Here is a 12,771-nt window from a genome sequence, read left to right as displayed (position 1 = left end):
GAAAATTAACATACGCTAACTGGCAGCAAAGCCAGTACATCCACAACATGTTCAGTGCGCACAATGAAACCTTGGATAATGCCCGCTATGCTGTAACGTGGAGCAGCCTGTTGGACGTATTGGGAAATAGCAACTAGCGCCCATCAATTGCCTTATTGCCGAAAGGCCAAAAGTTTCGGTGATTTTGACTGCATATTTATTTAAAACATGGATCGTTAAAAGATCACTTGGTATTTCTGCATTTTTCACTGCAATATTTTACCTCTTCCCAATTCTTTGCCCATTTCTTCCGCCACGAAAAAGGGCGGCTACAAACCGGGCAGGTTTTGGCAGGTAAATCTTGCTTATTTACTTGCTTCACTGATCCAATTTTATTAAAAAGTTTTCGGCGGCAGTTAAGTGATGTTGTTGCTTTTCACTACTCATTTTATCAAATGTGCTAATCAGCATGCCTAAACGCGGATTGGACAAAAAGAAGCTGCGGTGAACATGCATAAACCTCCAGAAAAGCGCCTCCCATATCCTTTGCCAGTCGCCTTTTTCGTAGTCACTCACTTTCATTAGATAGTTACTGCCGCTGATATAAGGTTTGGTCACCATCAGGCCACCATCGGCAAATTGCGTCATTCCATAAACATTGGGCACCATTACCCAGTCATACGCATCAATAAACATTTCCATGAACCAGCGGTAAACATCATCGGGATCAAACTCGCATAGTTGCATAAAATTCCCCAGCACCATCAGCCTTTCAATATGATGACAATAGCCTGTCTTTAAGATTTTTTTGATGGTGATATCGATAGGTGCAATGCCGGTATCGCCTGTCCAAAAACTATGCGGGATCTTTCTTTTAAATTTCCAGTAGTTAGTGGTACGTTGCTTAACGCCTTCTCGTTCGTAAACCAGGTGGATGAACTCTCTCCAGCCCATAACCTGGCGAATAAATCCCTCTAAAGAATTCAAGGGGATATCGTAGTCTTGGGCAGCGGATAATGCCGCTTCAATAATCTGGCCGGGCAATAATAACCCGATGTTAAGCATCGGTGTTAACACGGAATGATTAAGCACGGTTTCCTGAGCAACGATAGCGTCTTCATAAACACCAAATTTTTCAAAGCGGTGCCGTAAAAAATCATCCAGCCATTGAGCGGCATCATCAAAGGTAACGACAAACAAACAGGGTGTGTATACGTCGCCGTAGTTATCTGGAAAATTTGTTTTAACATAATCTTTCGCTTCATTAATGAATTTGTTTTCTTCCGGTAATTCAATTATTGGCGCTTTTTCTTTTTTAGGATACTTCTGCCGATTATCCGAATCATAGGTCCATTGTCCGCCAATGGGCTGGCCATTATTTTCCAGCAAAACACTACGCTGTTGCCGTTGCCATTTATAAAAGTCGGTTTGAAAATAAGTTTTCTTTTTGCTGAAATAATCGGCCGTGCTTTCTGTCGTATTTAAAAAGTTGGGGCTATCGTAAACGCGCAGCGAAATATCATTCTGATCACAGGCGTGCTGCACTCTTTTATATAGCCAGTCATCTGATACCGCAGCCATATGAACCTGATCGATTTGCTGAGCAGCCAGGGTTGCCATTAATTGCCTGCAATCGTTTTCCGGGGTATTGGATTCTATATAATGAACGGTATAGTCCTGTTGCTGCAACCAGTCCTCGTAAAATTTCATGCTCGCCCTATGTAATACCAATTTTTGGCAGTGAAAATTATACTGCCGGAAAAACAACCACTCTTCTGCCAGATAGACAACGCGGGCTCTTTGCAAGGCCGGATGGTGCTGGAATAACTGGTGAGGAAAAATAAGGGTTGCGGAGTGATTCATGTCAACCAAAGATTTTGAAACAGGTTATTCGGATCGTAGGTTGCAGCCTGTTTGGCAATGTTAAAATACCGGTTAGCTTTGGGACCGTGGCCTACACCTGCAAGATAAGCCCAGTTCCCCCAGTTATTACAAACATCATAGTCAATTAGTTGCTGCTCAAAATAAGCTGCGCCATAGCGCCAGTCCAGCTTCAGGTCATTACAAAAATAACTGGCAACGTTCTGTCTGCCGCGGTTGCTCATAAACCCCGTTAGTTTTAATTCGATCATATTGGCGTCTATAAATTTCACACCGGTTTGGCCATTAACCCATTTATTTAACGCCGAGTTGAATTTATTGGGATCAACCGCTTTAAGTTGTTGGTTTCCTGCCCTTAAAAAGTATTGTGATCCGTTTTTCTCCATACAAAATCCAAAATAGTCCCTCCACAGCAACTCAAAGAACAACCAATACGTGGATTCGTTTGCGCCATGGTTAGTTTCATACGCTTTGATGGCATGATAAATTTCTCTTGCGGAAATACAGCCTAATGCCAGCCAGGCAGAAAATTTGGAGGAATACTTTTCACCCACCATTCCGTTACGGGTTACCTTATAAGATGACAATGCCTGCGTATCGTAAAAATAGTGCCGCAAGCGATCATGTGCTGCTAACATACCACCTTGATATTGCAGAACAGCGCGTGGGTCTGCGATCACCTGATCCGGAAGCAGCGCTAAATTTATAGGAGGCAGACCAGGAGAGGCTATAAAAACTGGTATCGGCAATACGGGCCTGATGGCAACCGTCCTTTCCGTTCGTTTTCTAAACTCGGTAAATACTTCGGGCAAGTTGGTAATTGGAAATGGCAGATCAGCTGTATCCAGCAGATTACGGCACTCAGAAGTTAAAAAGGTGCAGTTTAATTTTAAAAGTTCAGCAGCTACTTTCTGCTGCGTATTCAACTCTTCAGGTGCACGTTCTTTTTCAGCATAAATACGGTGAGCATCATAATCTTCAGCTAATTTAAAAATCTCCTGTTCGGGATTTCCGTTCAATAAAACTAACCCGGAACCTAAGTTCCTTAATTCATTCTCCAGTTGCCTCAAACTTTCACGCAGAAACTTCAGCCGGAAATCTTCCGTCTTTTTAAATCCAAACGAGGTTGTCGCAAAAAGTAAATCATCAAGGCAATAAAACGGCACGATGAAATCATTTTCAGCTATCGCTCTGACTAAACATTCATTATCTCGCAAGCGAAGGTTTGTTTTAAACCAGACCAGGGCAATCTTTTTTGTGTCCATTAAAGTGATTAATTTCTTTACTGATCCTATTACCGCTTATTTGACTTTGACTGTCGCATTTAAATCTACCGGATAAACTGCCATGTATTTTTCTTTCTTGTACCCGTTCCCGCCACATTCTAAAACTGGAAGGCTTCAATTCCTTTCGCATTAATTTGATCACCAGCTGTTCACTAATCCCAAATTACAGCTTAATGGCATCAAATGAGGTGCGGTCTTCCCAGGCCATTTCAACGATTCGATCAATAGCTTCGAAATGTAATGGTAATTACATTTGTGCAATATAGTACCAATATCTGTAAATTAAAATAATATTGTACTATAGTTATCTTGTAATTTAAAAATAATTGAGTATTTCTAACATCGCAGTTGGTCAAACAAGAGGATTGTATGAAAGAGATAGCGTGGCTAAATGATCTGGGCTTACGGGCTACCTATGGTATAACCGGAAACTCGCCTTATGTGGGTGCAGGGTCTACGTTTGATATACTTAGTGCACAAACCGATGCCGTAAACGGAAGCTCATTTTATGTTTCGAACGCGGCTAATAGCAAATTGAGCTGGGAAACAACACATACCATAAATGTTGGTATTGATTTCGTACTGGAAGGAACCGGATGAGGTAGCCGCCAATTCCGTCCTCAGAAATCTTAGTCTCTGAAAAACTGACATTTGAAGATGAAAAATTTTCAGTCAAAACTGCAAATTTTTCACTTTTTCAGGACTGGCATATTGGTTGTGCAATCTCTTTGTAGTATTAAAATTATAAGAGCCATGACACTGATAAAATTTAACAACAACAAAGGAGCGAACGCATTAATGCCAGGCTTTAATGACGTTTTTGAATCAATCTTTAATGACACTTTTTTTAATGATCGTCTGATGACCCGTGTGCCTGCGGTAAATATCAGCGAAACTGCAGATCATTATCATTTAGAACTGGCTGCGCCCGGTTTGAAAAAAGATGATTTTAAAATCAACCTTGACCGAAACGTACTGCAGGTCTCTGTTGAAAAACAATCAGAGACAAATGCTGATGAAAAACGTTTCAGCAAGCGTGAATTTAGCTACAGTACTTTTGTACGTTCTTTTACTTTACCTGATCTTGCTGATCAAAACCGCATTGAGGCTGCTTATGAAGAGGGCGTGTTAAAGGTGGATATCGCTAAGAAAGAAGAATCGAAAATGGCGAGCCGCCAGATAGAGCTAAAGTAATTAACAACACTTTACAAAAGCCGCCGGATGGCGGCTTTTTTTATAACCATATAACAAATTTAAAATCCAAAAAAAAGCCACTGAAAAGCGGCTTTTTAAATAAATATGGCATTAATTAATCTTCAACCGGTTCTGTACTGGCTTTGTAATTAGCCTGATTTTCTGCAATCTCGGTCAATTTAGCGTCTGCTGTTTTTTCCTCATCCAAAGTGAGCACTAAAGTTTCTGCGATATCGTAATAGCCTAAGGTTTTGGCTAAAGCTATCATACCACCATAGGAAGCGATCTCATAATGCTCTGCTTTCTGGCCGGCGAAGATTAAGCCTACATCACGTTGAGCGGTACCTTCCTCGGTGGCCCTGATAATTTCATCGCCTTCATCCAGGATACCAGCCATCGCATCACATTTACGGCTATCTACTTCCAACCCTAAAATACCAAAGATCTGTTCTAACCTGCTTACATGCGTGTAAGTTTCCTGAAGGTGCAAATTAAAGGCCTCTTTAAGTTCAGCTGAGGTAGCCGCTTCTACCATTTCCGGTAAAGTTTCAGCCAATTCACGCTCTGCCCAAAGAAGGTCTTTTAACTCATTTACAAAAAACTCCATAAGTTTGGAATCTGTTTTACTGACGATCGGCTCGTCCTGCCAATCTTCTTCTGTAGCAATTCTTTCGGGCTCAGGAGCCAAAGTTACTTCGCGGTCATATTCCCCGGCTGCACTTTCATAGGTAGGCTGAGAGGTAAATTCCTGCGATGCTGAATCTACCGAACCGTTGTTGAAGGGAAAACCTGGATCCTGTGATGATGGCGTTTCGTCAATATCATCTGCTTTATCTACCTTGTCACGAAATGATTTGATCAGGTCATGACCTTGATTAATACCTTGCTGCTGTAACCTTAATACTTGTGCCGATTCAGGTGTAAATTCATTTTCAGGATCTAAGGCATCACGATAAGCTGCCTTAGCTACATCTTCCCCGCGCTCACATTCATTTAATACTGCCAAAAGATCACTCCCTGTGAAGGTTGCTTTAATGTCGATCCAAGCGCGATGCAAATCACCTGAAGTGCTTGTGCCTTCAGCGGCCTCACCTCCGTATTGCTGTATAATATCGGTCAGCTCTGTAACATACTGCTGGCTTTCAGCGGCCAGTTTATTAAATACAGCAATAATTTCGGTATCTTCTGAATCCAGATCAGCAGCCGCTTTTTCGAAGCCTGCTACACGGTCGTTATTGATCTTGATCAGATCGTTGATTACATCAAGTGAATTTTCTAACATTTCCGTAGGTATTTGTTCGTTATTCCGGTTATAGTTTTCATTATCCAAATGGTCAAGTTTTGCAACGATCTCTCCGGCATGCTCTGCCCGTGCTTCAGCAACTTCTGGTGATTCCTGCGTTAAATCAGTGAAGCCATCATTGTTGTTGTATTCAGCTGACACCTGAGCAGCGGGTAGCGTGGTCGTTTTCCCGTTATCTAATTTTATAACGACCTTTTCTTCAAAAGTAGTTAAGATCTCTCCCGATCCTTCGGGAGAGGTAATACGTTGACCTGTTGTTAAATTATTCATCGTTTTATAAGATTAATAGGTACTCCATTGTGCTACGCCTCTTGGTTCAGCATCCTTCACTTCGGCACTTTTTACAGCGCTCATTTCCTTGTCCAGTTTTTCAGTATCTTTCAACTCCTTGCTGAAATCATCAGCCAGTTTGGTCTGGCCCTGAGTTTCCTGAACCTGCTCTAAAGGTTTTTCTATGTAGACAAAATCTTTGCCCATACCTTTTATCTCACCTTCGTTCCAAGGGCCACGAACGCTGCCTTCCGATAAGTTGTAAACGTTTTGCAAGTAACGAGGGTCTGCTGCAAGAACGCCCGGAGGAAAATTGGGCTGGATGCTATTTAAAGCTGCTTCGAACATTTTGTAGTGGGTCACTTCCCTGGTCATGAGGAAAGAAAGTGTTTCATGGATATATGGATCATCCGTAAATTTCATCAGGTGCTCGTAAACCAATTTGGCTCTTGATTCAGATGCCAGATTCGTGCGTAAATCAACTGTCAGATCGCCGTTTGAATTGATATATGACGCGCACCAGGGAATCCCCTGGCTATTCCTTGGCGTTGGACCGCCACCGGTTATGATCGGGAATTGGGGATTGGCAGAAAGAGCGGCATGGATAACACTTTCTTTTTCAGCCTTCCCATTCATGGCTACCATGATCTCGCTTTGTTCAGCGGCATCCTTTAATTCGCCATTGACCCCTTTTAACAACATCTGTATAGTAGCGCCGACAATTTCGAGGTGACTAAATTCCTCGGTGGCGATATCCATCAACATATCGTATTTGTCGGGGTGCGGCACCTTCGCGCCGAATGCTTGTGTAAAATACTGCATGGCTGCGGCCAGCTCTCCGTTTTCTCCACCGAATTGCTCCAATAAAAGGTTTGCAAAGCGTGGATCAGGGCGGGAAACCCTGGCATTGAATTGTAGAGATTTGACGTGGTGAAACATAGTTATAGATTTTTATATGGTGAACTAACCTACATACAATTTTAAGTCCAAAGTCTACTTTTTAATTAAATAAATATATTATAACGATAATTTAAATAATTAAACAACGGCACAGTTTATGTCTTAAATTTTTTGATTGGCGTCACCCTGGGCTGCCGCAGTAAAAAACTTATTTCATGGACAAGACCTCCCTGTCTTAATATCAGCAGGACATCAAAGGTTATTCCATTAAAGTTCATAGACTGCACAGATGCCCTGTGGCGACCGGATATCCAGCAGGTTAAATACAGCCAAACCGGGCAGCGGAATGTTCGCTACAAAAGTAATTTTAAAAGAGAATTTGTGGATGAGCTGGTCAATCTTTGTACGGAGATGGTTCCTTATTGTACGATCTGCTACGCTTTTTAACCGAAGAAGATAGTGATACGATAGCAAAAACCTTTACCTTAGCCGTATCACATGCTGTCAGAAAAATTAAAAGAACAAACTTTAGTTAAGCACCAGGAACTGGAAAAAAAACTGGTCGGTAAAATGCGGTCTATGCAAAGTGTAATAGATTATGCTTTGTTGCTGCAATTATTTTACAGCTATTTTGGTGGATTGGAAAATTTGATCAATCCACATATCAGCGCTAAAACATTGCCTGATTATATTGAAAGAAGGAAGGCGGTTTTGCTATCCTCTGATCTGCTAATTCTTAAAGCCAAAACTCCAATGTTCGCCAGTGATGACCATTTGCCCAACATTACCAATACGGCAGAAGCCTTAGGTGCTTTATATGTCATGGAAGGTTCAACGCTTGGTGGCCAGATCATTAAGAAGATGCTGGGTAAGCAATTAGGTATTGCTGAAAATTACGCTACCTCTTTTTTTAACGGGTATGGGGATGATACGATGAAGATGTGGGCTTCTTTTAAATCTGCGCTAGATAAATTGAATTCACCGGAGACAAATGAACAGGTGATCAATTCCGCTAATCAAACTTTTCAGAAATTTAGCGAATGGTTTGATATTCATTATAAAACACAGTAATTTTAATAAGACTTGGGTCTAATCCTTTCTCAAAGAAGCTTCAATAATCCTTTCTAAATCTTCCAGATCAAATCGCTTAGCCAGGAATTCGTCCGCTCCGGCAGTATTGGCTAAAGCTTGGATATCATTATTGGCGGAAAAATAAATTACCGGTGTGTTTTTTAAAGCAGGCGAACTTTTTAATAGTTGAGTGGTAACAATTCCGCCTTCATCAGGAATCCAGTTATCCATGAGGATGATATCAGGCATAACTGCCGAAACCTTCTCAATTGCATTAATACAGTCCGTATAAAAATGAACCTCCCAGCCATTTTCTTCTAAAATATACTGGCAGATTGATACAACATATTCATCGTCATCAAATATTATGATTTTGCGGTTTGTTGAATTCATATATAAAATATACCTTTTAAAATTTAATGCCCCCCATGAATAGGCACGGAAAACCAAAAGGTCGAACCTTCACCCGGGCTACTTTCCACGCCTAAAGTACCGTGGTGCTGTTTCACGATCTCCGCAGTGATATATAATCCTAAACCCAAACCGGCGAAGTGCGTAGATGACTCCTGCACCCGGTAAAACCGGTCAAACAGATAATCCTTTTTACTTTTAGGTATACCGATACCAAAGTCCTGTATATCCACCCGAAATTCATTCTTAACGATAGCACATTTAACGACCACCTTTTTACCATTGGGAGAATATTTGATGGCATTTGTCAGAAAATTATTCATCACCTGTTCTAACCTGATGCGGTCAGCACTGATCTCCATGATACATTCGTCGCCATCAATGATCAATTCATGGGAATGACTCTGAACCCGTACTTCGTCCACGCTTTCTTTGACCATGCTCCAGGCATCAAAGCGGCTATAATTCAATAATAGTTTACCTTCCTGGATTTTGGTTACATCCAAAAGATCATCGAGCAACACGGTCAGTTTACCGGTCTGTTTAGCCGCTTTCTCAATGAATGAAATCATTTGGTCGTTCTTTTCCAATTTGACGGCCATTCGCTGCAAGATCTGCAGTGATCCTTTCAAACTGGTAACGGGTGTTTTCAACTCGTGACTGGCGATGCTCATAAATTCATCTTTTTTGTGCATCAGCTCTTCCGTTGCCTCGTTAGCACGGATCAAAGTGGTTACATCAAATCCGAAAAAAGCAATGCCATCTATTTCTCCGTTAGCCGCATATACCGGGTTGATGATAAGGTCAAACCAATAGTCCTCCACATCATTATCTCCCAGAGCTTTTTTCTTTAAATGACAGGCTTTACCTATATAGGCTTCGCCATTGGTGATCACTTTTTGTTCAATTGCTGAAAGCTCCAGCTGGTTAAATTCGTTATGCACATCTACCGACTTACGACCGATGTACTCTTCCCGGCCAACAAATTCGCGGAAAGATAAATTGGCAAATTCATATATCAGATCCGTACCCCGCCTGATCGTGATCAAGGCCGGCGCGTTATTAAAGATGCTGTAAAATTCGTCGCGCTGTTTTTTAATCAGGTCAAGCAATTCGATACGGCGGATCTCTGCTTCCTTTCGGGCGGTGACATCTACAATAGAACCTACTAAGCGGAATGGCGTACTGTATTCATCTTCCAAAATGCTGACACGGTCCAAAATAAACGCATAATCACCGTCGGCTTTCAGAACCCGGTATTCCGAAGTCCATTGTTTCTGATGGCTGTTAATGGCCTCATTGACGCTCTGTTTAACCTGCTCGCGGTCCTCGGGGTGAATTTTGTCGTACCAGAAATTAATAGAGTTGGCCTCTTCATTCCGCTCATAGCCAAACATGCTGACAAAAGTTTCACTCCGCCACATCGTATTGTCTACCAGGTTCCAGTCCCAGATGGTATCATTGGTCGCTTTAGCCACCAGGTTAAACCGTTCCTCACTTTCGGCCAGCTTTCGGGTTCGCTCACTCACCCGGTCTTCCAATTCCAGGTTAAGCGTTTTAAGGCCTTCACGCACAGTGATCAATTCCTGGTAATTTTTACGAAGTTTTTGTTCTGCGTTTCTTCTTTCTGTTACCCTGGTCAGGCTCATTACAAAACCGTCATTCATTTTTGCCGTCAGTACCTGGTACCAATTGCCATCAGCAACCTGGAGTTCGGATTGTAAAGGATTGCCGGTATCAACAACATGAAATAGCTTATCCAAACTTATCGTACCTGAAATGAGCCCTAGTGACTTATAGGAAGGATTTGCGTCGAACTCAGCATTTGTTTGCGATAGTAAGGATAGCGCAGCTTCGTTATAAGCGATACAATTGTAATCTAATACTTTTTTGCCGTCCTCGCGAATCTCTTTAAAAGCAAATATAGCAGCAGAGCTGGCGTTAAATACACCGGAAATAATGTTACTGAGTTCCGTAATTCTGGAAATATCAATAAAGGAAACTATTACGCCGTCTTTCTGCCTATCCTTGCGGATATAAGGCATAATACGCATCAGATTGGTCGCCCCGTTTATAAGTTCTATTTCCTTTTCAATGGTAGAACCGTTTGCTAAAACGGCGTGAATATCATTGATAAAATTGTCGTACTGGATGTTACGGGAAATGTGGTTGATTGGCCTGCCAATATCTGCGTTGATCAGATTAACCAGCTTGATAGCTGCCGGGTTAAATTTGCGGATATTAAGGTTGCTGTCAATAAAGATCTGGCCAATATCGGTTGATTTAAAATAGTTATCAAGATCATCATTCAACTCAACCAGTTCCCTGATCTTAGCCTGATGTTCCGTATTTAAAGTGTGCAACTCCTCGTTTAAAGACTGTAACTCCTCATTACCGGATTGTAATTCCTCATTGGCCGACATCAGTTCTTCGTTACTGGACTGGAGTTCCTCATTAGTGGTCTCCATTTCCTCGACAGCCATTTGGAGATTTGATCTGGTTTCGATCAGTTCCGCTTCCACCTCCAGTAAATGTTCCTGCTGATCTTCCGGTCCAATCGGGGAAAGTGCAATGCCCTCCCTGTTGCCCGGCTCAGCTTTACTTTCCGTAAGCATCAGAATGGTATAGCCATGGACTGAGGCAGGCTCGGGTGGCTTTACGGTGATCTGCAAAAACACATCCTCACCAGCCCGGCTCATCCTGATCTTGTTCAAGTAGGTTTTTTTGTTCTCTTTCCAGGCTTTACGAATGGCGGTATTCAGGATCACGGCGACGTTGCGGCTAACCAGGTTCAATATATTCAGATCGATCTTCTTTTCCGGTAGATTAAGGTATTGCCGGTAATTACCTATCGTATCCCGGACTGTATAATTTTTGTCAATAAATACCGCAACCGAATCAAACTCTTCAACGATCAGATTTAAAAAATCCTGCTCCACCGTATTTTCAGGTAAGGCATTGCTAACCTCTTTTTTCTCCGGTGCTTTTTTGATCAGCGGCGTAACTGTTGTGTAAGTGTGATGTAGCCCGTAATTGATGGTTCCCGTTTTCTGATAGATCTTCCATTTGCCGTTGATCTCCGTAATTCCATCTTTTATGCTCGAAGCATTTTCACTGGAACCTAAAAATAAATAACCTTCTTTCAGTAAGGAAAAATGAAAAGTCGCCATGATCTTTTGCTGCAACACATTATTCATGTAGATCAGCATATTGCGGCAGGTGATCAGGTCATTCTTAATAAAAGGTGGCGACTTTACTACGTTATGCTTGGCAAAAACGATCTGTTTACGGATCGCAGGAATAACAGAATAGGAGGTACGGTCTTTTATGAAATACTTTTTCAGTAGTGGTGACGGGATTTCTTTGGCGATGGTCAACGGGTAGCTGTTCTTTGCGGCCACTTCAATACTAGCATCATCGAGGTCACTGGCGAAGATTTTGACGTCCAGGTGCCTCCCGGCCTTATCCAAACAATCATCGATCAGTATCGCAATAGTGTAAGCTTCTTCACCAGTACTACAGGCGCAAACCCATATCTTGAACAGGTCGCCGTCTTTTTTATGACTTATAATCTCCGGAATGATATCTTTCGCCATAATCTCAAACGCTGGCTTATCCCTAAAGAATTTGGTCACATTGATCAGGAAATCTTTGGCTAAAAGTTTAATTTCTTTATCATTTTCTTTTAGGAATTCTACATAAGCTTTCAAATCGGCAACTTCCACCACATTCATCCGCCGTGCGATCCGCCGCAGTATGGTTGGTGTTTTATAGAGGTCGAAATCCTGACCACTGCTGGCACTTACCAGCTGAAATAATTCGTTAAGGACAACATTATCGAAATTGTCCTCATTTAATTCCGGTTCAGCTCTTTTACTCAGAAAAGATTCCAGTTCCAGGTACATTTTTTTTGGTGCCGCGATATGATCTGCATTACCGGAGGTAATTGCACTATTGGGCATACCATCAAATTTTGCCGTAGTTGGTTCCTGCACGATAACCGTTCCGCCGAATTCCTTGATTGCCGCAATTCCTTTAGAACCATCGGTGCCTGTGCCCGATAATACAATGGCAATCGCTTTATCTTTTTTATCCTGGGCTAAACTAAAAAAGAAATGATCGATCGCAGTGTTCGGGGATTTGTCAGCTATTTTATCGGCCAGTTTAAGCTTAGCACCTTTAATGGTCATCAACTTTTTATTCGGAATGATATAGATACAATTGCGCTGAAGTTTCAGATCGTTAGCTGCCTCGAAAACCTGCATAGTGGTATGTTTTGCCACCAATTCTACCAGCAAGCTTTTATAATCCGGCGATAAATGCTGGATAACGATAAAGGTAAGCCCGGAATCCTCCGGCATATGGTCAAAAAATTCATTGATTGCTTCCAAACCACCGGCTGACGCGCCAATAGCTACCACACAAAGCTCTGCGGACCTGGCACCCAGAAAATAATCTTGTTTAATATCAGTCACT

General features: G+C 41.9%; 10 protein-coding genes and 1 pseudogene. 3 read left to right on the top strand and 8 right to left on the bottom strand.

Going from position 1 to position 12,771, the window contains the following annotated elements; genetic code table 11:
* Window positions 1-223 precede the first annotated feature (223 nt).
* From Q0R88_RS18045 to Q0R88_RS18030, 4 genes and pseudogenes are all read right to left on the bottom strand, one after another.
* Window positions 224-361, bottom strand: coding sequence for a DUF2256 domain-containing protein (locus Q0R88_RS18045; RefSeq protein ID WP_295718784.1), 138 nt, complete (start codon window positions 359-361; stop codon window positions 224-226).
* On the bottom strand, window positions 358-1,842 hold the full coding sequence (locus tag Q0R88_RS18040; RefSeq protein ID WP_295718783.1) for a cryptochrome/photolyase family protein: 1,485 nt from the start codon (window positions 1,840-1,842) through the stop codon (window positions 358-360). The genes Q0R88_RS18045 and Q0R88_RS18040 overlap by 4 nt, the downstream gene beginning before the upstream one ends.
* Complete coding sequence (locus tag Q0R88_RS18035; protein ID WP_295718781.1) at window positions 1,839-3,125, bottom strand: DASH family cryptochrome; 1,287 nt, start codon at window positions 3,123-3,125, stop codon at window positions 1,839-1,841. Before Q0R88_RS18035 ends, Q0R88_RS18040 begins: the two co-directional genes overlap by 4 nt.
* Window positions 3,091-3,363, bottom strand: a pseudogene (locus tag Q0R88_RS18030) (TIGR03643 family protein). The gene Q0R88_RS18035 and the pseudogene Q0R88_RS18030 overlap by 35 nt, the downstream one beginning before the upstream one ends.
* 152 nt (window positions 3,364-3,515) lie before the next feature.
* Between Q0R88_RS18030 and Q0R88_RS18025 the strand changes: the two are divergent.
* Both Q0R88_RS18025 and Q0R88_RS18020 read left to right on the top strand, forming a co-directional pair.
* Window positions 3,516-3,746, top strand: coding sequence for a TonB-dependent receptor (locus Q0R88_RS18025; protein ID WP_295718779.1), 231 nt, complete (start codon window positions 3,516-3,518; stop codon window positions 3,744-3,746).
* A gap of 153 nt (window positions 3,747-3,899) precedes the next feature.
* Window positions 3,900-4,340 (top strand): Hsp20/alpha crystallin family protein, encoded by a 441-nt coding sequence (locus Q0R88_RS18020; protein ID WP_295718778.1) that lies wholly within the window; start codon window positions 3,900-3,902, stop codon window positions 4,338-4,340.
* 115 nt (window positions 4,341-4,455) lie between these two features.
* Here Q0R88_RS18020 and Q0R88_RS18015 read toward each other — a convergent pair whose 3' ends face one another.
* On the bottom strand, window positions 4,456-5,913 hold the full coding sequence (locus Q0R88_RS18015) for a DUF892 family protein (protein ID WP_295718776.1): 1,458 nt from the start codon (window positions 5,911-5,913) through the stop codon (window positions 4,456-4,458).
* Between the two features lie 12 nt (window positions 5,914-5,925).
* Window positions 5,926-6,852, bottom strand: coding sequence for a manganese catalase family protein (locus Q0R88_RS18010; protein WP_295718773.1), 927 nt, complete (start codon window positions 6,850-6,852; stop codon window positions 5,926-5,928).
* 459 nt (window positions 6,853-7,311) lie between these two features.
* Here Q0R88_RS18010 and Q0R88_RS18005 point away from each other — a divergent pair, with 459 nt between their 5' ends.
* Complete coding sequence (locus Q0R88_RS18005) at window positions 7,312-7,884, top strand: biliverdin-producing heme oxygenase (protein ID WP_295718770.1); 573 nt, start codon at window positions 7,312-7,314, stop codon at window positions 7,882-7,884.
* An 18-nt stretch (window positions 7,885-7,902) separates the two neighbouring features.
* On the opposite strand, the gene Q0R88_RS18000 is transcribed toward Q0R88_RS18005, so the two are convergent.
* Complete coding sequence (locus Q0R88_RS18000; RefSeq protein WP_295718766.1) at window positions 7,903-8,277, bottom strand: response regulator; 375 nt, start codon at window positions 8,275-8,277, stop codon at window positions 7,903-7,905.
* A 23-nt stretch (window positions 8,278-8,300) separates the two neighbouring features.
* Window positions 8,301-12,770: a chemotaxis protein CheB gene (locus Q0R88_RS17995; RefSeq protein ID WP_295718763.1), complete on the bottom strand. Its 4,470-nt coding sequence runs from the start codon at window positions 12,768-12,770 to the stop codon at window positions 8,301-8,303.
* Window position 12,771: the final 1 nt, after the last annotated feature.

Source organism: Mucilaginibacter sp. (genome assembly GCF_025362475.1).
GTDB lineage: Bacteria > Bacteroidota > Bacteroidia > Sphingobacteriales > Sphingobacteriaceae > Mucilaginibacter.
Note: the sequence above shows the minus strand (reverse complement) of the source record. Positions and strands in the feature narration are given on the sequence as shown.